This window comes from Fervidobacterium sp., assembly GCF_059913585.1.
Map to the genome: position 1 here is coordinate 78731 of NZ_DBOLZL010000014.1, position 24828 is coordinate 103558.

The following is a 24828-nucleotide window of genomic DNA, read 5'->3' on the forward strand; positions in this document are numbered from 1 at the left end:
TTTTTACCCGACGTTAAGAGGAGGGAAAATGAATGAGTTCTTCTTTCAAAAGGAAAATTGCGAAAGTAAAAGTGGCGGTGGCATCTCCAGAAGTCATCAGAAGCTGGTCGAGTGGAGAAGTAAAGAAAGCGGAAACGATAAACTACCGTACTTTTAAACCAGAAAGAGATGGACTATTCTGTGAAAGGATATTTGGACCTGTAAAAGATTACGAATGTGCCTGTGGAAAGTATAGTGGTAAAAAGTATGAAGGTACAGTTTGTGAGAAATGTGGAGTTAGGGTTGAATCAAGAGATGCAAGAAGGCGCCGATTCGGACACATCGAATTGGCTGCTCCTGTCACGCACGTTTGGTATCTTAAAAACACTCCAAGTGTCATCGCCACATTACTTGACATGACAGTAAAGGATATAGAAAATATCGTTTACTTTGGTAGTAGAAGGGTAAATGAAAGGGTCCTGATAGTTACTGACCCGAAGAACACTCCTTTTGTAAAAGGTTCTATATTAAACCAAACTGAATACGAAATCTACGCGAGAAAATGGGATTTCGAAGTATCACCTGCATACATTGTAAAAGAACCTAGGGCTCCACTTGTAGCTGATATAGATGGCGAGGTCCATATAAAGCATGAAAGAACACACACAGACAGAGATATCTATTGGATAACAATAAAGAACGTTATAAGAACCGAACTTCGTGTTTACAGCGGAATGGAACTTAGGGTTAAAGATGGAGATTTCGTCAACCAAGGTGATGAAATAGTTCCGGAAAAAAGGGTTGATGCTATTTTCGCACCATTTGATGGAACCGTAGAAGTCGACGAAATTTCAGAAACTATTACTCTTAATCCACTCCCAACAAGTAAGAATACACCGATAACCTTCACGCTATCTTACGGCGTAAGAACTTTGGTAAAGAACGGAGATAAAATAAAGAAAGGGCAACAATTGACAACAGAAACTATATTGCCTCGTATCGTAGCACCGTTGTCAGGAACCGTGAAATTCAGCAGGAATCTCAACCTGCGACCCCTTGAAAATGGAAGCTATGAAGTCATTACAACTGGAACGATATACATTGAAAACGTCCAGTCATCTAAGACGTATCCTGTCTTTGAAGGAGCGACTATATATGTTCAGGACGGGGAAATGGTAAAAGCTGGCGATGTTATAGCTGATAGATTCCTCTTCGAAGATGAGAAACTATCCATTGAAGAATACAAAATCTTCAGCCAGCACTACCATGGCATGTTTGTTGTTGAAGAACAAGTTGAAAACGATAAACCAATAATGGTGGTCACATACATTGACCCAGAGATGGCAGAAGAAACTGGTATCACAAGAGGTCAGATTATCACTCAGCAAGATTACGAAGCTTACAGCATGATATACCCAGGAAAGATTGAAGCTGAGACTGGAGCTGCAGCTATAAAGAAGCTGTTGCAACAACTTGACCTCGAAGTTATGAAAACAGAGCTTGAGAACGAACTTAACAAAATCCCAAAAAGCAGCGTCAGAGCCAAAAAGTTGCTAAAGAAACTAAGGATAGTCAAAGATTTAATGGAAAGTGGAACAAAACCTGAGTGGATGGTCCTGGAAGTTTTACCAGTTGTTCCACCAGAAATAAGGCCAATGATACAGATAGATGGCGGGCGTTTCGCAACAACAGACCTCAATGACCTTTACAGAAGGGTTATAATGAGAAACAATCGACTCAAGAGATTGTATGAAATGAACGCTCCCGAGGTCATAATCAGAAACGAAAAGCGTATGTTACAAGAAGCTGTTGATAATCTGATATACAATGGAAAAATTGGAAAAGCCTATACAGATAGAAATGGTAGACCACTGAAATCACTTACCGATCTCATTAGAGGAAAGAAAGGACGCTTCAGAAGAAATCTACTCGGTAAACGCGTTGACTATTCGGGTCGAGCCGTTATTGTCGTTGGCCCTCATTTGAAGATACACGAATGTGGTTTGCCAAAGAAGATGGCTCTCGAGCTCTTTGAACCGTTCGTTATTGCCGAGCTTTCAAAAGAAGAAAATGCGGAAGCTACACAGACAAAAGTTAAAAAATATAGAAAAGAACTCCAAAGAGAAGACCCGAAAGCTTGGGAAAAACTTGAGAAGGTTATCCAAGGAAGAGTTGTCTTACTCAACAGAGCTCCAACACTACACAGAATGTCTATCCAAGCTTTCGAGCCAAAACTTATAGAAGGTAACGCCATACAACTGCATCCATTGGTATGTCCACCGTTCAACGCAGACTTCGATGGTGACCAGATGGCGGTCCATTTACCGCTTTCGCCAGCAGCGCAAGCGGAAGCAAGGTTACTAATGTTATCGAGGTATAACATAATCTCTCCGGCGCATGGAAAGCCTATATCGATGCCCGGTAAGGATATTGTCGCCGGTGTTTACTACCTAACGATGGTCGATAAGAACTACGATAAAGTTCAACCAGAAGATATCAAATGGAAATTCGCAAGCCCAGAAGAAGCGGAAATCGCTTACGAATTTGGTTACATAAAACTACATGAACCAATACTTGTGAAAATCAACGATAAAGTGGTAAAAACAACATTCGGTAGGGTCATATTTAACTCGATTCTTCCAGAGGAACTTAGAGATTATAACAAAACGTTCGGAAAGAACGGAATCAAAGATGTTGTTTACAAGACTTTCAAAAAGCACGGTATTGACAGGACAGCAGATTTGCTTGATGATATAAAAACACTTGGGTTCCACTACGCAACGATTTCCGGTTTGACAGTTAGTTTGAAAGACTTCCTCATTTCTCCGAAGAAAAACGAAATCATTGCTGAAGCAATGAAAAAGATTGATGAGATAGAGAAACTCTACGAGGAAGGTTTATTGAGCGATGAAGAGAAATACAAAGAAACGATAAAGATTTGGACAAAAGCTACAGATTTGGTCCAAGAAGAGACCTACAAATACCTTGGTGAGAATCCATTCAACCCAGTGTTCATAATGGTTGATTCCGGAGCTAGGGGTAACAAGGACCAGCTTAAACAACTTTCCGGTATGCGTGGTCTTATGGCAGACCCATCTGGTAGAACCATTGAAATTCCGATTCTTTCGAACTTCCGAGAAGGGCTATCGGTCCTTGAATTCTTTATCAGTACACATGGTGCAAGAAAAGGTTCGGCCGATACCGCACTGAGAACAAGCTCTGCTGGATACCTTACAAGAAGGCTCGTTGACGTTGTTCAGAGTGTCGTTATCACGCAACCAGATTGTGGAACACACGAAGGTGTTAGGGCAGCTATACTTAAAAGTTCCGATAACTTCGTTGTCGAAAAAATAGAAGACTTCATATTTGGACGAGTGCTGGCAAAAGACGTCTACGAACCAGGAACTGGTAATATATTAGTCAACCCAGAAACAGGAAAGGTCTACCAGAGAGATACAGTGATACTTGACGATGATGCTAAGTTCTTGTCAAATTACAAAAAGAGAGTGCCTGTTGTTGAAGAAAAAGTTCTTGATTTGAGCGATATTAATATTCCTGAGGTTTATGCAGAACTTGCTGAAGATGTCGACCTTGGCACAGAAGTTCTACCATCTGAAAGCGAACTCAATTGGGAAGTTATCAAAAAGCTAAGAGAATCTCGCGTTAAATCTGTAAAAGTAAAACTTTACCCAATCGTTGGCAGTGTTGTTGCAGAAGAGGTTATTTGGGACAAAGAACGGAAAAAACAACTCGCCGTTGAGGAAGAACAAATAGATGTAACGGTTGCGAAAATGCTTGAAGAAAATAACATAGATAGCATCGTAGTCAGACCTGAAATCTATGTCCGCTCGCCACTCACGTGTGAAGCAGAACATGGTGTATGTGCGAAATGTTACGGTCTTGACCTCTCGAACCACAAAGTTGTGAGTGTTGGTGAATCTGTAGGTATTGTAGCAGCTCAATCTATCGGTGAACCGGGTACACAACTTACAATGAGGACGTTCCATACAGGTGGTATCGCTACAACAGCTGACATCACACAAGGTTTGCCAAGGGTTGAGGAGCTCTTCGAAGCAAGGAAAAAGACAAAAGACCCAGAAGGTATATTCTCCAAAGTTAAAGGTGTTGTAGTTGATATCTCTCAAGATGAACCAAAGAAGATTTATGTACAAGACGAACTTGGAACAATACACGAATACGTTGTTCCATCAAGGGTGAGAGTAAACGTAACCATCGGACAAAAGGTCTTACCCGGTCAGTCACTTACAACAGGTTCTCTCAAAGTAAGAAAGATTCTCGAGGAACTTGGAGTAGAAGACACAGCGATGTACCTGCTAAGAGAAATTAAGAAAGTCTACGTCCAACAAGGTGTCGATATTCATGATAAGCATTTTGAGCTGATAATCAGGCAGATGCTTAACAAAGCGGAAGTCATTGAACCAGGCGATACTGACTTCTTGCCAGGAGACCTTGTACCAATCACTATTCTCAACAAAGTTAACAGAGAGATAATGGAAGGCAATGCTAACATAGAGCTCAACAGAAAACGCATTATCGGAAAAGTACTCGCAAAGCACATCCTTATAAAGAACGAAGAAGGTCAAGTTGTAGAACTTGCAAAAGAAGGGGAAGAAATAACAGAAGAACTATTGGAACAACTCATCAAGTATAATGTAAAAGACATTCTTGTGATTAACTATGACAAAGAAAGAGAAGTTTACCAGATAATGCCAAAAGAAACTGTGAAATACAGAAGAAAACTACTCAGAATTACACAAGCATCTCTTGAATACGAAGGTTGGTTGAGTGCAGCAAGCTTCCAGCAAACACAACAAGTATTAACAGACGCAGCAATCAAAGGCGCGGTCGATTATCTTAAGGGTTTGAAAGAAAACGTTATCGTTGGCCAGCTCATACCTGCTGGAACAGGATTTGAGATATTTGCAAACATCCAGTATGAAGAAACACCAAGACATGCGCTCGAAGAAAAAGAAAAGTTGGCATAATTGATTATACGAAACTGAAAAGCGGCACCTTTTTCAGGTGCCGCTTATTTTATAGGTTTCCGATTTTACTCTTCAATCTTTCCTATAAACCACCCACGATGTTGGCGTCTCCCAGAGCCTTACTTCGCTAAGTTTGTATCTTTCTGTTGTCAGATGCTTTTCCAACCTTTCCCATATCCATTCAGCAATGTTTTCAGCACTTGGTTGAGGTATTATTTCGTTTATGTAAGCATGGTCTAAATAATTTAGCACTTCTTTCTTTACTATCTCTTTTAATTCAACAAAATCGATGACTATTCCTTCTTCGTCTTTTTCACCACAAACGACAATTTGGAGCTTGTAAGTATGTCCATGTAGTTTTTCACACTTTCCATGATACTGGACTAAATTGTGAGCAGCATCAAACGTGAATTCCTTAACCACGCACAACATAATGACCACTCCAATTTTTCATCTGAGTTGAGTCAAACTCAATTGGAAATTTGACAGGTTTGTTCTCAAGTGCGGATTTGTATATCGCCAAAACTATTTCAACCGCTTTTCTACCTTCTTCACCCGGAATTTTGGGTGCTCTATTGTAAATTATCGATTCGTAGAAGTCTCTGTAAAGTGGAACATGCCCAAAGCCATAAACGGTATCTGGATCAGGTAGTTCCATAAATGGATGGCTATCTTCACCTGGGAATTTCCAGACCAAAATCTTGTTAACAGCCAGCCCTCCTATAATTACTGTGCCCTGTTCACCGAAAATCGAAAGGGTTTCTTCTAAATTTCTTGGATAAATTGTCGATGTCCCTTCAATGATACCAACCTTTCCATCTTTAAACTTCACAATCGCACCACCGAAATCTTCTGCCTCAATGTAAGGATGTTGAAAGTTACGAATTACTCCGTATACTTCATCTATCTCTCCTCCAAGCATCCACTGGAGCAAATCAATATTGTGTGTACATTGATTCATGAGCGAACCTCCATCAAGATGCCATGTTCCACGCCAAGATGCTTGTTCGTAGTAATTTTTATCTCTGTTCCATCTGATATTCGCAACTCCGTAGTTTATCCGTCCAAATGCACCACTTTCAACTTTTTTCCTTAGTTCAACAATAGGAGGATTAAATCTATTTTGGAAACAAACTCCTAATTTTACGCTTTTTTCTTTAGCAGTCTTTATCATCTCATCCATGTGTTTCGTCGAAAGTGCCATAGGTTTTTCAACTAAAACATGAACGCCTTCTCTCAAAAAATCCATAGAGATTTCGTAATGATAACCACTTTCCGTGGCAATCGCGACAAAGTCAATATCTTCGTTCTTTATTATTTCCTCATATTTTTGATAAACTCTTGGTTTGTAGCCCGCCCGTTCTTCTATACTTTGTGCGACTCGTTCTGCTTTTTCTATAACAATGTCACAAACTGCAACCGCTTGGATAACATCGGAATTCTTCACTATCGCTTCCACATGTTTAGACGAACCTATTCTTCCACACCCTACAAGCGCCATTTTCAGCTTTCTCTCGCTCATTTTACTCTCGCACCCCTTTTACATATTCATTCATTGAATGAATGTATGCATATACATTATACCATAAAAAATCCCCGAGGCAACAAGAACGAACTTTTGATTTTTTTACTCCTCGGGGATTTGCAATTCAACTACCTGATAGGTCTTTTCTCTGGTATTCCAACTTTTCGCGGATATTTTTCTGGGGTTGGCGATATTTTCTCAAAGATAATCAAAAATCTATCTTTCCCCAAAATACTGTATTTTCTAACTTCTGACAGTTTTACTCCCAGCTCTTTCATAGCGTTCACTGCCTGCCCCAATTCTTCATTGTATCCGGGACCTTTGTAGAGAAGAAGTTTCCCGCCAACTCTCACGTATGGTGCTGTAAGCTCTAAAACTGTTGCTATCTTCGAAACAGCTCTGGACACCACACTGTCAAAATTTTCCCTGAAATTTCCTTTATCTTTAAGTTCTTCGGCTCTGACACACATCAATTCCACATTACTTAAACCCAATTTTTTGCACAAGTTCTTCACGTAATCTATCTTTTTACATACGCTGTCAATTAAAAAACCATGAACGCCGAATTCTATTGAAAGAAAGACACCGGGAACTCCGCCACCTGTTCCTACATCTAAGAAAGTATTTCCAAGGTCTTCTGGTTTCACAGCAAGAACGGAATCCATATATAGATAATGAAAAGCTTCGTTAAAGTCTCTGTAGCCAACAAGATTTATGGGAGCATTTATAAGTTCCTCAACGTACTTTTTGACAAGTTCCATTTTTTCCATCAAGAACCACCTTGAAGAAAAATTTAGCAACATCTAGAGGAACACGCGCACGCGCTATAGGCTCGTTTAACCAACGATAAAACCATTCAAGACGCAGTTTTTGAAAGAAAACAGGTGCTCGTTTTTTTACACCGGCGATAACATCGAAACTTCCGCCAACTCCCATGGCAAGTTTGAATGGTAGATGTCTATGTTGGTATATCCAAAGTTCTTGCCTTGGAGTGCCCATTCCAACAAATAGAAGATCCGGTTTTAATCTCTCAATTTCCTCAGCAGGTGTTTGGTCTTCGAAATAACCATGATGATAACCTACAACGTTCACACCTTTTTTTCTCAAGTTCTCGGCAGTCTTTGGTATGACATCTGGCTTTGCGCCCAACAAGTAAACACTCCACTTTCTGTTTACAGCCTCATTACAAAGGTATATCATTGTATCTATACCTGGTATCCTATCGGTATGGAGTGCGCAGTGTCTTTTTATCGCCCACACAACACCTGCACCGTCTGGAAGATGAAAAGAGGCGTTTTGTAAAGCTTCTTTGTAATCAAGTATTTGCTCTGCTTTCAAAAATATCTGACTGTTCAACGTTACCACAAATAGCTTTTCGCCTTTCTCTATGAGCTCAACAAGATATCCTCTAACATCTTCAGCTTTCCCGCAAAGGACGTTATAGTCATAAAATTGAACCTGTGTCAAAATACCACCACCGAACCGCAGAAAATTAAAAAATTTGGGTCGGTTACTCCGACCCTTGCTGACCTACCCATTTGGTGCCGAGGGCGGGATTTGAACCCGCACGGGAAACCCCACATGATCCTGAGTCATGCGCGTCTGCCAATTCCGCCACCTCGGCAAATCTATTTCTATCTATCAGCAAGGTTTATTATACCATACAAGTGAAAGTTTTCAAGTCTCTAACGCTTAGGTAGAGATTTCTGACGTTCAGAAATATGGTTCCAATAAACCGACAAGGATTTTGAAACTTCCCCTAAAGTATTGTGCCTCAATGTAAAGTTTATCAACCATCTTCATCCCCGGTGGGTCTGGAACGTAAAATCTCAAGCTTGCAAATAGTGCATCTGAAACATCTATGAAAGTCGCAAAATCACTGAAATAACCTACTTGAACAAAGAGTTGTTTGTTTGAAAACCCCAAAACAGGACCGTATACAACAGAAAACGCATTCGAAGATGTATTGTAATCGTATGTTGCATAAATTGCCGGTCCGACCCAAAATCCAAGGGCTGTTTCAAAGGATACGCCAGCGTAAATATTCCACAGTCTGTCTACGGTCCAGTCAGCATTCAGGTTAAAACCGTAGTCCTCGTAGCCAACCCTTAAAACCCAGTTCGAAAATTCCCCGTAATTGTATCCAACCCCTATGTTGAAATAAGCATACGCAAGAGTGATTATCACAAGAAAACAAGAGATAAACAACCTTTTAAACATCTTTTAGCCCCCTCTTTTTGCCTAATAGTTTAAACTATCCTATTACAAACTTAGTGAATTCCAAAACTACTTTTTCATCTGTTTTATCGTTAAGTATCTCTATCTTTTTTGGAAGTTCCATTTCCATGTAAAGTCTAACTGTTATCGCTTGAACACCGAATCTTGCAAGGATTGCCGCATTCTTTGGTCTAAATTCGATATAATCTCTTTCGTATGTCGCGTTGAATAGTGGCGTTGAAAGGAAATCTGTTATCGATGTTAGTATATCCCCTATTTGCGAAACATTTGGAACTACGTTCTCTGTTGTTTTGTAGTTTTTGTATATGTATTCCACTTTTCTGGAAATTATATCGTATCGAATAACGATATCTTTGACAACTTCGGGAGACTTAAGATAAAATGTGAATTTTTCCAAGTTTTTAACAACCATATCAAAAGAGAAAGCAATTCTTTTATGTTGCTGTCCATCCATAACATCAAAAGTTAGAACCGTAGTTATGTTGAAGTTACGATTTCCAGCCAACTTTTCGATGAAACCGTAAACACTCATACCATCATCAGATGTTTTTGTTTGAGGCAATTGCGAAGTATTCTGCGCATACACAGAGCTGGTAAAGAGAGTAAATAAGAAAACAATAATTCCAACAGCCAAGAAAATTTTCTTACACTTAAACAAGATGCTCACCTCGTTAAAGCATTCAAAAAGTTCCCAATTTTTCTAAATCTTCAAATCTCCAACTAGAATTATTATGAAATCTATTGGAAAGACAATTTTTTTACCGTTCTTTGTTAATTCGCCTATAATAGCAAGATATTTAGAAATATAATCAAGCCTGTCTTCAACGTATACGACTTCAAACTCTGTTTCAGGGAACACGTTTACCAATAGGTTATCAACAAAGTTTTTCACTCCTTCGTTTTTTCTCAATATCAAAACCGCATTTTTCTTTATATCTACGTCTACTCCTTCGTAGAAAATGTTGTTGGGTTTGTAACCTTTAGAAGCAAAGAGACTCCCAATTTTCTCACCAAAGATGGCTGTTCTGTTCTTAGTGTTGTTTATAACGTAGTATCTGTATCTTTCCTCCAACCTCTTCTCTCTGGTTGCAAAACTTGCTCGGTATTCTTCTATCTTAGATTCATCAAGGTACAAATTGCCGTCTATTCCTATGTAGAATGGAAATGGGACGCTTTCAATTTGCAAGCTTTTTTTTACTTTTGAAAAGATGTAAACAACTTCCCCTATTTCCATGTTGAATTCTGTGCGTTTTTTGATTTCCCTATAAAGTTCCGTTAAAGCGAACACGTTTTTTTGTAAGGCTTTTTGAGCAAGCTTTTCTATTATTACCCGCTGTTTGTCAAGTCTTCCTATGTCTCCTTCCGCTGTTTTTCTGAAACGTAGATAAGCAAGTAGTTCCTTTCCCTTCATTTTGTAATAACCAGGTGTAAAGTCAATTTCCAAATTCTGCGCTACATCTTTGTAGTGCATGGGTCTATCAACGAAAACTTCGATTGGGCCAAGTTCGTCGCCAAGGAATTTGAAAATGTCGTAATCAACAATGAAATACCTCTTTATGTTAATCCCTGTTATTTCTTCTATTCTCTTCTTAAATTTTTCCAACCCTTCTTTTTGATAGTAAGAGTTTATCTTTTTACCATCGACTATTAAATCCCTCGGGATGCTGGAAATCAACATCTTCTTTTTTTCAAGGTCTACACTGGCAACAAGTATGACATCGGTTCGTCTTGTCCCACCAATGTCTTTATCCAACCCTAAAACTAAGATGTTAACAGGGTCTTCTGTGGGAATAAAAAACATCCTTAGAAACATCTCTATCCAAATTGTGGAAACAAAGAGCGCAGCAGCCATACCTATGAATATTACAAAAACATAAAGGACGTTCTTCATATTACTTTATATCTCCCTTGACCCAACCTATGTATGGGAGGTTTCTGTACTTTTCGTTATAATCAAGCCCATAACCAATCACAAATTTATCCTCAATCTCAAAACCTACGAAATCAGGAGTAACCTGAGGGGTTCTACCAAGTTTTTTCAGTAGGGTCACTACTTTTAAATCGGCTGGACGATACCTTTTCAAATACTCCAGTATGTATGAAAGTGTTAGTCCGGTGTCAAGGATGTCCTCAACTACTATAACGTACCTGCCTTCAATTGGCTCATCAATCCAGCTCTTCACCCTGATACGTCCGGTTGATGAAACTCCAGAATAGCTTGAAACTTGGATAAATGAATACTCCACGTTCATATCTATGTTCTGTACCAACTCGCTGAAGAAGTGTATAGAACCCTTAAGAACACAAACCGCATGCAATGTATCGGTTTTGTCTTTGTAGTACTCCGTGATTTCTCTTCCAAGTTCTTTTACACGCTGTCTGATTTGTTCACTGGATATCATAACCTCTATCAAGGAAATCCCCTCCTAAATTGGCTCAAATTGGCTTTTTGGATTTCTAACTTGTGAGGAATACGCTCTCACTTTCCTGATTCAATAACCCCCGCACAGATAACCCTTGGTCCGTCGTAGAAAACTGCAATTTGTCCTGGAGTTACCGCAAATGTAGGTTCGTCGAACGTTACGAAGAGTTTTCCACCATCTTCATCTTTGTATTGGACTGTACATCCAACTTCTTTGAACTTTTTGCGTATCTTTACACTGGCTCGGAACTCATTTGGTAAATAATCGTCATAGACATTCAAATTCGAAACAACCATATGTTTGTCGTATAATTCATCAACAGGTGCAACTAATATGAAATTACCATCAACATTTTTTGCCCTCACATACAATTTGCTTCCAGTAGCTATACCAAGTTTTCGCTGTCCTATTGTGTAAAATGGTAATCCTTCGTGTTTTCCAATAATCTTTCCGTCAGTTGTAATTATGTTTCCCGGTTTGACATCTATCCCTAAATCTCTAAAGAAGCCTTTCAAATCGTTATCCGGTAAGAAGCACAAATCTTGGGAATCTATCTTCTGCGCCACATGTATGCCCTGCTGCTGAGCGATTTTTCTTATTTCCTCTTTCGTGTAATATCCATTTGGGAGAATTATCCTTCTCAATTTCTCTTTTTTTATTGAAGCTAAAAAGTACGACTGGTCTTTACTTTCATCAACAGCTTTGTAAAGTTTCCCATCGATTATCCTTGCGTAGTGTCCGGAAGCTACGTATTCCATTCCATCTCTTAATGCAACGTCCATCACAGCTCCGAATTTTATATAATCGTTGCAAAAAAAGCAAGGATTTGGTGTTCTACCTCTCAGGTTTTCGTTTATGAAATAATCAATTATCCTCTCTTTGAAAACATCTTCAACGTGAATTATTTTAAACGGAACACCGAATTTTTTCGCTATCATCTGTGCATCGAATGTGTCTGATGGGCTACAACAAACTTTGTGTTTAATCTGCTTGGTTACGTAGAGTTCATCTCTAACGGTCTTCATGTGGTAAGCTGTAACATCGTATCCTTCCTCTAAAAGCAAATACAAAGCAACTGCACTATCAACGCCTCCGCTGAGTAATACCCCAACCTTGACACCTTTTTTCTTTATTTCACGGTTCAAGTTTTGCACCTCGCTTTGTAGTCTTCTATCAAATCTCTAAGTTTTATGCTTTTAAGCGTATCTTCCATCTTTTCTAAAACAACCTCCCATATTTTACTAACTGTGCAAGTCTCTGGACTTTCGTGCTCTGGAGCTACATCAACAAAGCATTTAATAGCGTCGGTAGGATTGTCTACCGCCGTGACTATATCGTAAACTGTTATTTCTTCAGTATCTTTTGCCAATTCATAGCCTCCGCCCCTGCCTCTGTAAGCCCTCAGAATACCATTCCTTGCAAGGTCTGCCAAAATTTTTTCAGCAAATTCAAGTGGTAATTTTGCCCGGCATTTTTTCACTAACTCACGCGCACAAACACGTCTATTCTCCAAACCAATTAGTATCATTATTTTTATTGCGTACTCACTCTTCATCGTAATTGCCAATATATCACCCTTCCTCTTGTTTAATATATCATTTCTTTCAGTTATTCAAATCCGGCCTGATTATATAAACAGGATGTGGAGTAATTCCATTGTTGAGCGCAAGTCTTACGTCACTCACATAAACATCTATTCTGTTACCTTTTATCGCACTGCCTGTGTCTTCAGCGATAAAAACCACGTTAGCCAATGTTGGGATATAAACGAGCGAACCAAGCGGGATTACTGAAGGGTCAACCGCTATCGTTAAGAACTGCTGAGGCACTCTTCCATTCCGCGCTATCCTAAATGTAGGATGCATTGGCACTTTGCCATCATCCCATTCGGAGTAAAAAGTCACAGTAAAGATACCCTTGTACTCTGTAAACAATCTAAGAGGATCCCTTGGTTCACCCTCTATGTAAAGTTCGAAATGAAAGACATCGATACACTGCCCGATGGGTTTGTCAACTGTGACAAAGGTGCCTGGTTTAAGTGAAGTGTTAATCCCTCCGTATACGGCCAATATCATATTTCCGTGGTCGATTGTTACTGTGTTATTGTCAATGCTCAAGACTTTGCCTGGTAGAATTGGAAATATGTCCTTACCTTTTGCGTAGATATCCATACCAATGGTCTTACCACCGTTTCTTTCCTGACCATGGTATGAGAGTATATCCGTAGGCTGTATTTTTACAGGAACACGAACGTATTTTTTTGGATCATCAACAGGAATCCTAATCAACTGACCAACAAAAAGTTTCGATGGATCCTTTATGCTGTTTACACTTGCAAGCGTGTTCATGTCTACTTTGTAAGCTGAGGCAATTGATGAAAGTGTGTCACCGGATTTTACAATATAGTATATGTAGCCTGTGTTTAATTTTAGAAGTGTTGATGTATCAATGCTCTGAACTGCCGTTTTTAACTCGTTTATTTGCTGTTGTAACTGCCTTAAAAATTCAATATCACTCTGGCTTATTTTCTGAGGCATATTCTGTTGAATATTTCTGACCTGAGCACTAAGTGAATCTACGCTTTTTTGCAGGTTCTCAATTTGTTTCAGTTGGTTCTCAAAGCTGGCAATTTTTCCTTGCATATTACTATTACTCTTTTCCACGGTGGTAATTTTCTTCGATAACTCATTTATGGCGTTTGCGTTGCTAGTGTTCGATGATTCTACTTTTTCTACCCTTTTTGAAAGCTTCTCCAAAGCCTGCTGAATACTTTCTATCGATGTAACTTTTACTTGCAGGTCCGTCACAGACTTTTCGAGTTTAGCAACAGAATCCCTAACTTGAGACAACTGTGATTGCATCTGCTGAATTTTTTGTGTTTGCGAATCGGTAACATTATGTGATGTTCTCGATTTCTCGAGTTTTTCAACTCGCTCTTCAATGCTCCGAACTTGCAAAGATAACTCTAAATAATTTCCCAAAGGCATACACGAGTACGTCATGAACAAAAGCAGTAGGATTGGCAATAACAAAAATGTAGAAGTGTTCTTTCTCATGGCTAATATTATTTCATTTCTCCTCTTATACTCTGCCATCTGTCCCTCCCTGCCTTGACATAAAAAGAATTTACGTCTCTATAGTCTGTAACAAGCTTTGAGAACCATTTTGTTGCATCTTCAATTTTTCCAAGCTTATACGATATCTCACCCAGGTAGAACAATATCATAGGTTCTTTTTCGGTATCAAGATTTGTTTTTGTGTAGCACTCTTCAAAATACACCAAAGCTCTTGCAAGTGCTTTTAATTCATTTTCTTTGTCAGACATTTCCCGATAGAGCCATGCCATTCTTAGATACATCTCTGCTACTCGGCAAGGCTGTTTTTTGGCGTTATAGAACAAGGTCGCAAGCGCATAGGCAAATATGGCAGTTTTGTGGTCACGCTCCTGCGAAAATGATATACCTTCAGGTATTTTGATTTCATTTTGGACCTTTTTTACTTCCTCCATGTAAATAGGAGATACCTGATGTTCAAAATCTTGTTCCAATGCTGAATAAAAACATTGAGAGCAAACAACTACGGAATACAAAAGAGGATTAACGCCCTCATAGTTTGGCTTCATATCTTCGTCGTAACTTTTTATCTTTATCCTGTCTGTGAAAACCCTTTTTGAAATTGTAATGTTTGAACAAATAGGACACTTGTATCTTTTGTCATACACTTGCGGGAGTTGATTCACTAATTTCATCTCCTGCCAACAAGGCTTCCACAAAATCTTTGGCATCAAATGGCTTCAAATCATCAATTCCTTCACCCACACCTATGAATTTAATTGGTATTCCAAGTTCTTTTGCAATTGCAATGGCAATTCCGCCTTTTGCTGTCCCATCAAGTTTTGTGAGCACTATACCCGTGACGTTAACAACTTCCTTAAATATTTTCGCTTGTTGCAATCCATTTTGCCCAGTTACGGCATCCATAACCAGAAGCACTTCATGTGGCGCCGATGGAATAAGCTTTTGAACTACTCTATGAACTTTTTGGAGTTCGTCCATAAGGTGCTTTTTGTTGTGTAACCTACCCGCCGTGTCGAGAATAACCACATCTTTCCCTTTAGAAATGGCATGATTAACAGCATCGTATGCTACGGCACCGGCATCGGCACCTTCCATGTGTGCGATAAACGTTGCTCCACTTCTTTCCGCCCAAACTTTCAGTTGGTCTATAGCAGCTGCTCTGAACGTATCACAAGCACCAAGCACAACCTGCTTACCTTCGCTTCTAAACATATACGCCAATTTTCCGCACGTTGTTGTCTTTCCCGAACCATTTACTCCGACCATACTTATCACAAAAGGCTTTTCATCAGGAATGTTGAGTTTGTTGTCTTTTGAAAGTATCTCAATCAAGATTTCCTTTAAAGCTTCAAAAGCGTCTTCTGGTTTCATCTCTTCGAGTCTTTCAAGGATATATTCGGTAGCTTCCACTCCTACGTCTGCAAGAATCAAAAGCTCTTCAATTTCATCACGTGTCTCTCTGTCAAACCTTTTTGTCTTCAGTATCTGACCTATCTTATTAAAAAATGTCTCTCTACTTTTTTTAAGTCCTTCTTTTAGTTTGTCAAAAAATCCCATGGTTATACGTGACCTCCCTGCTTTCTACTTTATTAAAGCTTTCGTTTTATTTGTCCAAATCGATACATGCATACACTAATCCACTTCGCTTGCTAGTGATTACCCTATCAAACTGAACAGAAATCCTTTCCAATAAACTGTCTTTTACCAATGTTTTGATAACTATCCTTTTTCTTGCAATTCTCATCATCTCTTCAACAGTTGATGTATCTATCGTGTCGTAACTTGCTAAAGGTCTAAGCGGATTGAGAGCTGAACTTTCATACACAGGGTTTTCAAACATCGGGTCACAGTAGACTATATCAAAGGATTTATCAGGTTGCCTTTTTATAAAGCTTTTCATATCTTCGTTGAACAAAACTATCTTCTTTATCGCCGTATTTATCCATTCTTCTTTTGATTGATATTTGGCAAGTCCATATGAAACTACCCTGTAAATATGTGTTGATACTTCCGTTCCAACAACTTGTTTGACAAAATGTGCCATAAACACTGCATCCATTCCTAATCCAAACGTTGCATCGTAGATGATATCTTCCGAAGATGGCTTTAATGCTTCCAAAAGTAAGTCTTTTCCATCCCTTTTGTAATTTTCCATCCGTATCTTCGCCATTCCTGGATGGAAAAATAACCTACCAGTTGATGTAACTACTGAAAGCTGGAGATTGTTGTCAACAACATAGTAAATTTTCACTTTCCCTTCCTTCACTCTCTCAGACAAATGCCTTCGGTTGTAATAAGGGATACCAAAATCTTGTGAAAGTTCCTTTGCCAACTCTACAGCCTCTCTTGATGGGTTATGAGATGTAGTAATGACTACACCATAGTCTTCACTTTTTGATTCGTTTCGTTCCCGAGTTGCTATGTCCATTGAATTATCATCGACCATTCTCTATCTCGCCAACCTCCTTATTATCCGTGGTATCACTTGCTTCTACCAACTGTCTCAGCTTCTGTAAAGTCTTTTCTTTATCAGCAATCTGTTCCTTCTCAATTTCATAAGCACGCTTTAGCTCTTGAAGTTCTTTCGATATTAATACATACCGCAAAAGACTAGTTAGAAAATAAGCTAGGAAAATGATGAATATAATAATGAAAAGCACTAGGAGTATGTTATCTTCTTTTTTTCCTTTATCGCTTTTTACTTTCAAGTGCCGACACCTCGGAAGAAACGGATTGAAAAAACATATACACTTAGACATTTACATAGAGCTTGTTCCAGTCAAATCAACAACTTCAGTGTCCCTATCAGAATAGTAAGGTACACTTTTCGTCTGCTCTACACCTTGCTCGACAGCCTTGAATGTGTAAGTCTTGCCTCTTTCAGCAACGAAAAATGCCTTAAATGTTCCAGAAATATTTTCTGTGAACATTTTGTAGCTTTTTCCAGAGTTAATATCGTAAACTTCAACAAATTCACGAGACCTTGTGCGAATTTCAAAGATGTAACCGTTAACTTTTTTCAAAAACTTAACTTCAGAACTCTCACTGGTGAAATCGTAGACTACATAAAATTCATTAGCCCCACTTATATCGTAACTTTTTTTTGGAAAGTTTATTGCAACGGTAGTGGCAGGTAGAGTTGTGTCTGTAGAAAAAGATATCTTTAATCTGGATGAAAAATCCAAATTCTCTTTTGATGTTGTAGCTATATCATACTTACCGAGCATATCACCAAAAATGTTTGTAGTTGCACTCGAAACTTCGAAAGGATTTTCGATTGTTATCGTTGCTTCGTGCTCAATCGATGATATAACCAAACTGCCAGCGGTGTCTATATCCTGCAGACTTCTCAAAACTTCTTCTGGAAGGCCATTAACATAAAAATAAAATGTATAGGTCTGCTTACCCGTTCCAGACAGAAAATTATTTATCAAATAAGCACAACTAGATAAAATAAGTATCATGCTAACCGTTACAAAAACAAATAATACTCTTTTCAAGTTATTTCGCCTCGCTTATTGCGAACTTTTGACCTATTTGAAATTGACATTCGTTACGATGACAATATATCCATTTTGTTCGTGATAATCTACTTTCACCTTCTCCGGTGGTATGTTGAACTTCCTTGAAATCGTTTCAATAACCGCATATTTAATCTCTTCAGAGTTCGCTTCGAACTCTTCCACAGGTATCATCTTGACAATCTCTCTTCTTCTTGTGAGCATCGTTTCAAGTCTTTCTGCCGCTTCCTCTTTCGGTGATTTTGTATTTTTGTGCTTTTTCTTTCTGAATATATCGATAATCCACATCACAATCACCTCTTCTTAAACACAGAGAGTAATGAAGATAAGAACCCCTTAGAGACACCCTTAAGGTCTTCCTCTATTGGTACCTCTTCCCCCTTGATTCTTTTGACGATATTTTCAAAGCTTCTACCGATAACTACACCATCCTCAAGAACAACTGGTATACCCTTGTTCGTCGCTACGATGACCTCTTCAGAGTCAGGTATTACACCTATTATCCTCATTGCCAAAGCTTTTTCAACGTCACTCTTATCGAGCATCTCACCACGTTTAGCCATGTGAGGTTTAAATTTGTTTAGGACGATGTACATCTTGTCTTCAGAAAATCCATAGTTTTCAAGCAATCCTATAACCCTGTCCGCATCCGAAATTGCTGGTAGCTCTGGCGTAGTAACGATAAATGCTGCCTCGGCTGGTGCAACAGAATTCCTGAAACCTCGCTCTATGCCGGCCGGTGAATCGATGAGTATAAAATCAAAATCGTCGTACAACTCTTGAACTATTCGCTTCATGTCTTCTGGTGACATCATCTCTTTTGTAGCAACTTGAGAAGCTGCAAGTAAGTATAGGTTTTTCAACTGCTTGTGTTTGACGAGTGCTTCCTTGGCTGAGACAGTCCCGTTTACGACATCAAAAGATGTGTAAATGATTCTATTTTCCAATCCCAAGACTACGTCCAAGTTCTTCAAACCTATGTCAGCATCTATCAAGCACACTCTTTCTCCCATCTTGGCTAATGTACAACCAAGATTTGCGGTGAAGGTTGTCTTACCCACACCACCTTTCCCTGATGTAACAACAAATACCTTAGGTCTGTTCACATGCCCCACCCCTTTGGTCTTATTGAGAGAAAAGCACACTATTCATTCAAGCCCAATTTTGCGTAGTAAACCAACTCGGCTTCTATGAACATATCTATATCCCCATCCATAACTGCTTCAATGTTTCCCGTTTCTACATCCGTTCTGTGGTCTTTCACCATTGTGTATGGATGGAAGACGTAGGATCTAATTTGGTTACCCCAGCTAATATCTTTTAGTTCACCTTGAATTTGTTCTATCTGCTTTCTTCTCTTTTCAAGCTCAAGTTGGTACAACCTTGCTTTCAACATCTTCATCGCAGTTTCCCTGTTTTGAAGTTGTGACCTCTCCGTTTGACACGTTACAACAATGCCTGTTGGTAAGTGTGTAATTCTTACAGCAGATTCCGTTTTGTTTACATACTGTCCACCAGCACCACTCGCTCTGTATGTATCTATCCTCAAGTCTTCTGGCTTAATCTCAATGTCAATATCGTCCTCTATTTCTGGAAGTACGTTAACTGAAGCAAACGATGTGTGCCTTCTTTTATTAGCATCGAATGGTGAAATTCTCACAAGCCTATGTACTCCACGCTCGTATTTCAAATATCCGTATGCGAAATCACCCTTAATGTATATTGTTGCACTCTTTATTCCTGCTTCCTCACCTTCTTGATAATCGACTATCTCAACATCGTAGCCTTTCCTTTCAGCCCAGCGCATATACATTCTCAAGAGCATAGAAGCCCAGTCTTGAGACTCCGTTCCACCAGCACCCGGGTGAATGGAAAGATACGCATTCGAGGCATCGAATTTCCCGTTGAGAATCATCTCAAGTTCGAATTCCCTTATCTTTTTTGACACCTCTTCTATCATCTCTTCTAAGTGTTCCTGCATCGAAGGGTCTTCTTCTGAAAGTTCTATACCGACTTCTATGTCTTCGAAAAGTGCTTTGATACGCTCCATATCTTCGATTATCTTCCTTGTCCTTTGTATCTCTCTATTAACTTGTTGTGCCCTTTTTTGGTCGTTCCAAAAATCGGGTTTTAAGCTCTCTTCTTCGAGTTCTTTGAGTCTTGCCTTTTTATCCTCGGGGTGGAAAACCTCAATAATATCATCGAACTTTTTCTTAAGTTCTTCGATTCGTTGTTTTTGTTCGTACGTTATCACACTTACACACCTCTCCTTGCAAATTTTATTTCCTAACTATTATTTTCCAGTCAATATCAGGTAAGTAATGACCCCAGTCATAAGAAGTAGTATTGCTATTGTGATTTCTTTTGCATACGTATAGACAGAATTATCTATAACCGTTCTTGCCTCTTTTTGGATTGTTGTCAAACCATCTGATAACAAAACCTTGACGGTATAAACACCGTCTGGATAACCTTTTCCATCCCATTTTAGTTGTGTCGTCCCGGCATTAATTTTTAAAGGCTTTTCATACACAATTATACCAGAATTATCCACAATTTGAATACTTCCGCTTGCAGGTCTTGATGAGTATATTTTGATAACGCACTCATCATCGGTCCAATCGCCGTTCGGTGAGAATTTCTCAGACACAACAAGTTCCAAATTAAATGGGACAGGGCTAAATTTCAACCAAACAGGACTCTCTTTTCCATATTGAACATTGACGCTCTGCTTTATATCTTCAAATCCAGGAGAAGAAAAGACCAGTTCTTGAAGCCCAACTGGTGCCAGGACTTTTTCCCCATCTTTGTTCACAACACCATAAAGCAAACCTTTGGGGGAATACACAGAAACGGGGTAGACGTTTGAAAAAATCGTAACTTCACCCAAGCGCGTTGAAGGCACGTAGACTATCTTTGGCTGTTTCTCAACATAGAACACTATCTTGTCAAACACAACATACTTGTTCGAGCTAACAATCCAAACTGAATGATAACCTTCCACATCAAACTTTACGACAATTCTTCCAAAGCCATCAGTATTTCCTACATATTTTCCATCGATATATACAGCGGCAAATGGTTCATCTGTGTAGAGTAAAACCGAATAATCAGGTAAATCGTTGAGCGAAATGTTAGGCACATTTCCTATGCCGATGATTATTTGAAAGGAAAATTCGGAAAATGCAGAAACCGATATCACCGTTGTCAGTATTATAAATATCACCACTCCAAACATCGCAACATTAACAGGACCTTTACCTATAATCCTCATATTCGTACACCTCCTTAAAAATGCTTCACTTATTCAAACCAAGCTGGATGAATGCAAGTACCTCTGCTACAGCAACGTAGAGTTTCGTTGGTATAGGCTCCAATAAGTCAAGTCTGAAAAGCTCTTTGACCAGTTCTTCTGATTTCACTATCGGTACGTTACTTTCCGTCGCTTTCCTTATTATCATTTCCGCCAAATGGCATTTGCCCTTTGCCACAACAAATGGGACATAGTCCTCTTTCGGGTTGTATCTCAAAGCAACAGCCAACTTCTGTGTGCAATCTTTATCGTATTTTTCTTTATCATACATACGTTCCATCCCGCATCGCCTCGAGTTTTATAGACACAACATTGAAATTGTTCCTAAGACGTCTTTCTAACTCCGCCACGTTTTCAGGAATCTTCTCAAAGTAAAGTGTTACACTTGAGCTCAATGAATTTTGCTGGGCTACTCCGTAGATACGGTTATCTTTCAAAAAAACTTCGAAAGTCCCAGCCTCTCTGTCAAGAAAAACTACTCCTTCATTAATAATTAGACCGTATTTACCAGACAAAATGTTCAGATAATTCAAAAAATCCTCTAATTCTTGACGGTCACTATCACTTTCCTTCTTTTCCATGCTTTGTTGTGCCACATTCACAGTTTGCAGTTTCCCTAGAGCTCTTTTTAGCCTTTGGAGGATTGATTTATCTATTTCTCTTCGTTTAGAAATCTCCTCTAAAAATAGCGCAATTGCAACAATGAGTCGCTCTTTGGAGGAAATATCAAACCCTTCAACCAAATCCTCAGCAAGTTGAACAAACCTGACGCTAGGCAATTCCCGAAAGTTGTAAGGTTTTTTTGCTAAAACCTTTGCTACGTAATCACCAACGCCAAAATCTTTCAATTCAATTTTTGCACCTTCCTTAGGTGCTTTCTTTCCACTTTTGATTATGTACTCACCATCGGATGTTTTGACCTTTACATATTTCCCATAAGACTCCACGACAAGCCCAAAAATTTTCACACCTTATACAACCACCTTTGACTGTTCTATCAGTTCATCTATATTAACAAAGAACAAGTAAACATCTTCTTTCTCGTTGTATATGTAATTTGTGGATATCTCCCCGAAGGAGCCGTTTTTGAATTTAACCACAAGTCCGACGTCCGATATTGTTGCTTTTGCAACGTTCTTTCTCCACAAGATTATCCGTAAGAGTGCATATTTTAAAAGGTTCTCAACACTCTCAGGCATCTTACCAAACCTATCAACAAGCTCCTCATAGATATCTTGTATCTCCTGCTCACTCGTTGCCGAAGCAATTCTTCTGTAAAACCTCATGCGTTCGAATGGGTCGTATATGTAAAATTCTGGTATTACGATACTTCCAGGAATGCCTTCGAGTTCTGTATCGATTTTACTTTGGACTTGTCCCGTGTACTCCATGACCGCTTCGTTCAACAAGTCAAGGTAGTATTTAAGTCCAAGGTCATTGACAAACCCATGCTGTTCAACACCGAAGATAGCACCTACGCCTCTTATCTCCATATCCTTCATCGCTATCTTCATACCACTTCCGGGACCTTGGTATGATTTTATTGCATAAAGTCTCTCTAAAACCTTATCATTAACGTTCCTTGCATGGAAAAAGTAAGCAAAGGCTATTTTGTCGCTTCTTCCAACCCTACCACGTAGTTGATACAACTGCGCAAGTCCATATCTGTGTGCGTCGTCTACAATAAGTGTGTTTGCATCAGGAACATCTACCCCGTTCTCAACTATCGTCGTGCAAAGTAGCACATCGGCACGCTTGTGATAAAATGCATCTATCGCTTTTTTCATTTCGCTCTTTGGTTGCTGACCATGTGCGATAACGATATCCACTTCAGGAACTAACTCCTTCAACCTTTCGTAAACTCCGTATATCGAATTAACACGGTTATGAACGTAAATAACCTGGCCTCCTCGTCCTATCTCTCTCAGTATTGCAAGTCTTACTATTCTTTCATCGAATGGACCAATATGGACCTGTATTTCTTTTCTCCCAAGTGGTGGTGTTTTTATTTCAGACAAATCCTTCAAACTAGACAAAGCCATGTGCAGGGTCCTTGGGATAGGTGTTGCACTCATAGAAAGCACATTGACATTCACACGTAATTTTTTGAATTTCTCTTTTTGCTCAACACCAAACTTTTGCTCCTCATCGATAACAACCAAACCAAGGTCCGCAAATTTCACATTTCGGAGCACACTGTGTGTTCCAACAAGTAAATCAATTTTTCCTGATTTAACACCTTCCAAAATCTCCTCACGTTCTTTTTTTGTCGAAAACCTGTTCAATAGAGCTACATTGATACCAAATGGTTTGAACCTTGCTACGAGATTGTCGTAATGTTGCTTTGCCAAAATAGTTGTTGGTGCAAGAAGAACTGCTTGCTTACCGGAGACAATCGTTCTAAATATCGCACGGATAGCTACTTCCGTCTTACCATAACCAGCATCTCCAACAAGTAGCCTATCCATCGGTTTCTCACTGGCAAGGTCTTCGAGCACTTCATTTATCGCATTTATCTGGTCTGGTGTTTCCACAAATGGGAACGTCTTTGCAAATTCTTCCTCCAGCTCCGCATCTCCGGGTAACGAAAGCCCTTTGATATTGCTTCGTGCATGGTGTATCAACACAAGTTCGCGAACAAGTTGCTCTATATTTTTCTTTGCTTTCTCCACTTTGCGTGACCAAGTTCCTTTTTTGAGTGAGTCAAGCTTTACATTTACTTCATCCCCGACATATTTCTCTACCAAGTCTATCCTTTGGATAGGCACGTATAAAACAGCATCGGCAAAATTCAACACTAAGAACTCTCTCTGAGCACCGTTCACGTCTACTTTCTTGATTTCACTAAACCTTGCAATCCCGTATTTTTTGTGGACAACTATATCCCCTATTTGTAATTCCTCTTCTGAAATTATAGGCTCGGAAGGTATGTGTTCTTCCTCCTGAACCTTCTTTACAACAAAGAGCGCTTTTTCCGTAGGTAACTCCTTGGCGCTCGATAAAATCGTTTCGTAGTCTAATATTCCGAAGCGCTTGTAATCCCTCAGTCTATCATCATGTCCCATTTCTTCCATGGACTTGCGTAGTTCTCGTTCGAAGCGTGTGAAATGCTCAAGCACACTTTTTTTGTCTTTTATGTAAAGTTCCACTCCGTAATTAAGTATCGTTCCATTCACAAACTTTCCGGTAAACTGGTTCTCTATAGGCTCTAATAATACTTCGTCAGTTGATTTAAAATATTCTTCTCTAAGTACAAACTCACGTGCAGGAAGCAAAAGTGCACTTTGTAACCTTTCCTCACTACGCTGAGTTTTTAAATTAAACTTTCGTATATCCTCGATGACGTTACCAAATAACTCAATTCTAACCGGCACACCGTCCGGTCCTAAATAATCGATTATATCTCCCCTTATAGAAAACGTCCCGCCTTCGCGGACGTTGAAGACCCTTTCATAACCAAGTTTTGCAAACAGCTTTTCAGGTTCCGAAAGCTTGTCTCCTAATCTGAGAAGATATGTATTTTCTTTCAACGTCTCTGGAGGCATCACGTGATGGAGAATAGAACGCAGTGTGCAGACTCCTTTTAATTCTCCCTGTGTTGCAAGATGGAGTGCAAATACTCGGCGAGCTCTCACATACCAAGAGGGGCTTAGATTTTCGTAAGGAAGCACATCGTAATCCGGTATGTAATAATAACCCTCTATCTCGCAGTCTTTTTCTGTTGGAACAATGATAATTTCATTCAT

24 protein-coding genes and 1 tRNA gene are annotated in these 24828 nt (G+C 39.3%); 1 reads left to right on the forward strand and 24 read right to left on the reverse strand.

The genetic code is table 11. The annotated features are described in order from the left end of the window. Window positions 1-32: 32 nt before the first annotated feature. Window positions 33-4985, forward strand: a complete 4953-nt coding sequence (locus AC3M61_RS05115; protein WP_500779808.1) for a DNA-directed RNA polymerase subunit beta' — start codon at window positions 33-35, stop codon at window positions 4983-4985. Between the two features lie 72 nt (window positions 4986-5057). Here the strand turns inward: AC3M61_RS05115 and queD are convergent, their stop codons facing one another. From queD to AC3M61_RS05235, 24 genes are all read right to left on the reverse strand, one after another. Continuing rightward, entirely contained in the window at window positions 5058-5417 is a 360-nt protein-coding gene (gene queD, locus AC3M61_RS05120; protein WP_500779809.1) for a 6-carboxytetrahydropterin synthase QueD, read from the reverse strand. Beyond that, a complete protein-coding gene (locus AC3M61_RS05125) occupies window positions 5401-6507 on the reverse strand; it encodes a Gfo/Idh/MocA family protein (RefSeq protein WP_500779810.1) in 1107 nt (368 codons plus the stop codon). The genes queD and AC3M61_RS05125 overlap by 17 nt, the downstream gene beginning before the upstream one ends. A 131-nt stretch (window positions 6508-6638) precedes the next feature. Continuing rightward, window positions 6639-7280 carry a 16S rRNA (guanine(527)-N(7))-methyltransferase RsmG gene (rsmG, locus tag AC3M61_RS05130; RefSeq protein WP_500779811.1) on the reverse strand — a complete coding sequence of 214 codons (642 nt, stop codon included), beginning with the start codon at window positions 7278-7280 and terminating at the stop codon, window positions 6639-6641. Further along, window positions 7246-7977: a WecB/TagA/CpsF family glycosyltransferase gene (locus AC3M61_RS05135; RefSeq protein WP_500779812.1), complete on the reverse strand. Its 732-nt coding sequence runs from the start codon at window positions 7975-7977 to the stop codon at window positions 7246-7248. The genes rsmG and AC3M61_RS05135 overlap by 35 nt, the downstream gene beginning before the upstream one ends. Before the next feature lie 72 nt (window positions 7978-8049). Further along, window positions 8050-8134 (reverse strand) — tRNA-Leu (locus AC3M61_RS05140). A gap of 89 nt (window positions 8135-8223) precedes the next feature. Beyond that, complete coding sequence (locus AC3M61_RS05145) at window positions 8224-8730, reverse strand: hypothetical protein (protein ID WP_500779813.1); 507 nt, start codon at window positions 8728-8730, stop codon at window positions 8224-8226. Between the two features lie 34 nt (window positions 8731-8764). After that, on the reverse strand, window positions 8765-9406 hold the full coding sequence (locus AC3M61_RS05150; RefSeq protein WP_500779814.1) for a hypothetical protein: 642 nt from the start codon (window positions 9404-9406) through the stop codon (window positions 8765-8767). A gap of 42 nt (window positions 9407-9448) precedes the next feature. Further along, complete coding sequence (locus AC3M61_RS05155; RefSeq protein WP_500779815.1) at window positions 9449-10639, reverse strand: LCP family protein; 1191 nt, start codon at window positions 10637-10639, stop codon at window positions 9449-9451. A gap of 1 nt (window position 10640) precedes the next feature. Beyond that, a complete protein-coding gene (gene hpt, locus AC3M61_RS05160) occupies window positions 10641-11162 on the reverse strand; it encodes a hypoxanthine phosphoribosyltransferase (protein WP_500779816.1) in 522 nt (173 codons plus the stop codon). Between the two features lie 65 nt (window positions 11163-11227). Beyond that, complete coding sequence (gene mnmA / locus AC3M61_RS05165; protein ID WP_500779817.1) at window positions 11228-12316, reverse strand: tRNA 2-thiouridine(34) synthase MnmA; 1089 nt, start codon at window positions 12314-12316, stop codon at window positions 11228-11230. After that, a complete protein-coding gene (locus tag AC3M61_RS05170) occupies window positions 12313-12738 on the reverse strand; it encodes an RrF2 family transcriptional regulator (protein WP_500779818.1) in 426 nt (141 codons plus the stop codon). The genes mnmA and AC3M61_RS05170 overlap by 4 nt, the downstream gene beginning before the upstream one ends. Window positions 12739-12775: 37 nt before the next feature. Beyond that, complete coding sequence (locus tag AC3M61_RS05175) at window positions 12776-14266, reverse strand: 3D domain-containing protein (RefSeq protein WP_500779819.1); 1491 nt, start codon at window positions 14264-14266, stop codon at window positions 12776-12778. Continuing rightward, window positions 14236-14910 carry a DUF2225 domain-containing protein gene (locus AC3M61_RS05180; protein WP_500779820.1) on the reverse strand — a complete coding sequence of 225 codons (675 nt, stop codon included), beginning with the start codon at window positions 14908-14910 and terminating at the stop codon, window positions 14236-14238. Before AC3M61_RS05180 ends, AC3M61_RS05175 begins: the two co-directional genes overlap by 31 nt. Then, entirely contained in the window at window positions 14885-15805 is a 921-nt protein-coding gene (gene ftsY, locus AC3M61_RS05185) for a signal recognition particle-docking protein FtsY (protein WP_500779821.1), read from the reverse strand. Before ftsY ends, AC3M61_RS05180 begins: the two co-directional genes overlap by 26 nt. 46 nt (window positions 15806-15851) lie before the next feature. Then, window positions 15852-16694: a class I SAM-dependent methyltransferase gene (locus AC3M61_RS05190; RefSeq protein ID WP_500779822.1), complete on the reverse strand. Its 843-nt coding sequence runs from the start codon at window positions 16692-16694 to the stop codon at window positions 15852-15854. After that, window positions 16684-16956, reverse strand: a complete 273-nt coding sequence (locus AC3M61_RS05195; RefSeq protein ID WP_500779823.1) for a hypothetical protein — start codon at window positions 16954-16956, stop codon at window positions 16684-16686. Before AC3M61_RS05195 ends, AC3M61_RS05190 begins: the two co-directional genes overlap by 11 nt. Before the next feature lie 51 nt (window positions 16957-17007). Beyond that, window positions 17008-17748: a hypothetical protein gene (locus AC3M61_RS05200; protein ID WP_500779824.1), complete on the reverse strand. Its 741-nt coding sequence runs from the start codon at window positions 17746-17748 to the stop codon at window positions 17008-17010. 33 nt (window positions 17749-17781) lie between these two features. After that, window positions 17782-18057 (reverse strand): trigger factor, encoded by a 276-nt coding sequence (locus AC3M61_RS05205; protein WP_014452511.1) that lies wholly within the window; start codon window positions 18055-18057, stop codon window positions 17782-17784. 5 nt (window positions 18058-18062) lie between these two features. Next, window positions 18063-18875 (reverse strand): septum site-determining protein MinD, encoded by an 813-nt coding sequence (gene minD, locus AC3M61_RS05210; RefSeq protein ID WP_500779825.1) that lies wholly within the window; start codon window positions 18873-18875, stop codon window positions 18063-18065. Window positions 18876-18913: 38 nt separating this feature from the next. Beyond that, window positions 18914-20023 carry a peptide chain release factor 2 gene (gene prfB, locus AC3M61_RS05215; protein WP_500779826.1) on the reverse strand — a complete coding sequence of 370 codons (1110 nt, stop codon included), beginning with the start codon at window positions 20021-20023 and terminating at the stop codon, window positions 18914-18916. 39 nt (window positions 20024-20062) lie between these two features. Continuing rightward, a complete protein-coding gene (locus tag AC3M61_RS05220) occupies window positions 20063-21043 on the reverse strand; it encodes a T9SS type B sorting domain-containing protein (RefSeq protein ID WP_500779827.1) in 981 nt (326 codons plus the stop codon). A 25-nt stretch (window positions 21044-21068) separates the two neighbouring features. Then, a complete protein-coding gene (locus AC3M61_RS05225; RefSeq protein ID WP_500779828.1) occupies window positions 21069-21362 on the reverse strand; it encodes an EscU/YscU/HrcU family type III secretion system export apparatus switch protein in 294 nt (97 codons plus the stop codon). Further along, a complete protein-coding gene (locus AC3M61_RS05230) occupies window positions 21346-22050 on the reverse strand; it encodes a hypothetical protein (protein ID WP_500779829.1) in 705 nt (234 codons plus the stop codon). The genes AC3M61_RS05225 and AC3M61_RS05230 overlap by 17 nt, the downstream gene beginning before the upstream one ends. Window positions 22051-22053: 3 nt before the next feature. Continuing rightward, the gene (locus AC3M61_RS05235) at window positions 22054-24828 is read right to left on the reverse strand and encodes a DEAD/DEAH box helicase (RefSeq protein ID WP_500780018.1); all 2775 of its coding nucleotides are present in this window, start codon (window positions 24826-24828) and stop codon (window positions 22054-22056) included.

What these genes read in the sequence shown, in the direction of transcription:
- AC3M61_RS05115 (WP_500779808.1), top strand. Translation starts at nt 33, where the DNA reads ATGAGTTCTTCTTTCAAAAGGAAAATTGCGAAAGTAAAAGTGGCGGTG.
- queD (WP_500779809.1), bottom strand. Translation starts at nt 5,417, where the DNA reads ATGTTGTGCGTGGTTAAGGAATTCACGTTTGATGCTGCTCACAATTTA.
- AC3M61_RS05125 (WP_500779810.1), bottom strand. Translation starts at nt 6,507, where the DNA reads ATGAGCGAGAGAAAGCTGAAAATGGCGCTTGTAGGGTGTGGAAGAATA.
- rsmG (WP_500779811.1), bottom strand. Translation starts at nt 7,280, where the DNA reads ATGGAAAAAATGGAACTTGTCAAAAAGTACGTTGAGGAACTTATAAAT.
- AC3M61_RS05145 (WP_500779813.1), bottom strand. Translation starts at nt 8,730, where the DNA reads ATGTTTAAAAGGTTGTTTATCTCTTGTTTTCTTGTGATAATCACTCTT.
- AC3M61_RS05155 (WP_500779815.1), bottom strand. Translation starts at nt 10,639, where the DNA reads ATGAAGAACGTCCTTTATGTTTTTGTAATATTCATAGGTATGGCTGCT.
- AC3M61_RS05175 (WP_500779819.1), bottom strand. Translation starts at nt 14,266, where the DNA reads ATGGCAGAGTATAAGAGGAGAAATGAAATAATATTAGCCATGAGAAAG.
- ftsY (WP_500779821.1), bottom strand. Translation starts at nt 15,805, where the DNA reads ATGGGATTTTTTGACAAACTAAAAGAAGGACTTAAAAAAAGTAGAGAG.
- AC3M61_RS05190 (WP_500779822.1), bottom strand. Translation starts at nt 16,694, where the DNA reads ATGGTCGATGATAATTCAATGGACATAGCAACTCGGGAACGAAACGAA.
- AC3M61_RS05205 (WP_014452511.1), bottom strand. Translation starts at nt 18,057, where the DNA reads ATGTGGATTATCGATATATTCAGAAAGAAAAAGCACAAAAATACAAAA.
- AC3M61_RS05220 (WP_500779827.1), bottom strand. Translation starts at nt 21,043, where the DNA reads ATGAGGATTATAGGTAAAGGTCCTGTTAATGTTGCGATGTTTGGAGTG.
- AC3M61_RS05225 (WP_500779828.1), bottom strand. Translation starts at nt 21,362, where the DNA reads ATGGAACGTATGTATGATAAAGAAAAATACGATAAAGATTGCACACAG.
- AC3M61_RS05235 (WP_500780018.1), bottom strand. Translation starts at nt 24,828, where the DNA reads ATGAATGAAATTATCATTGTTCCAACAGAAAAAGACTGCGAGATAGAG.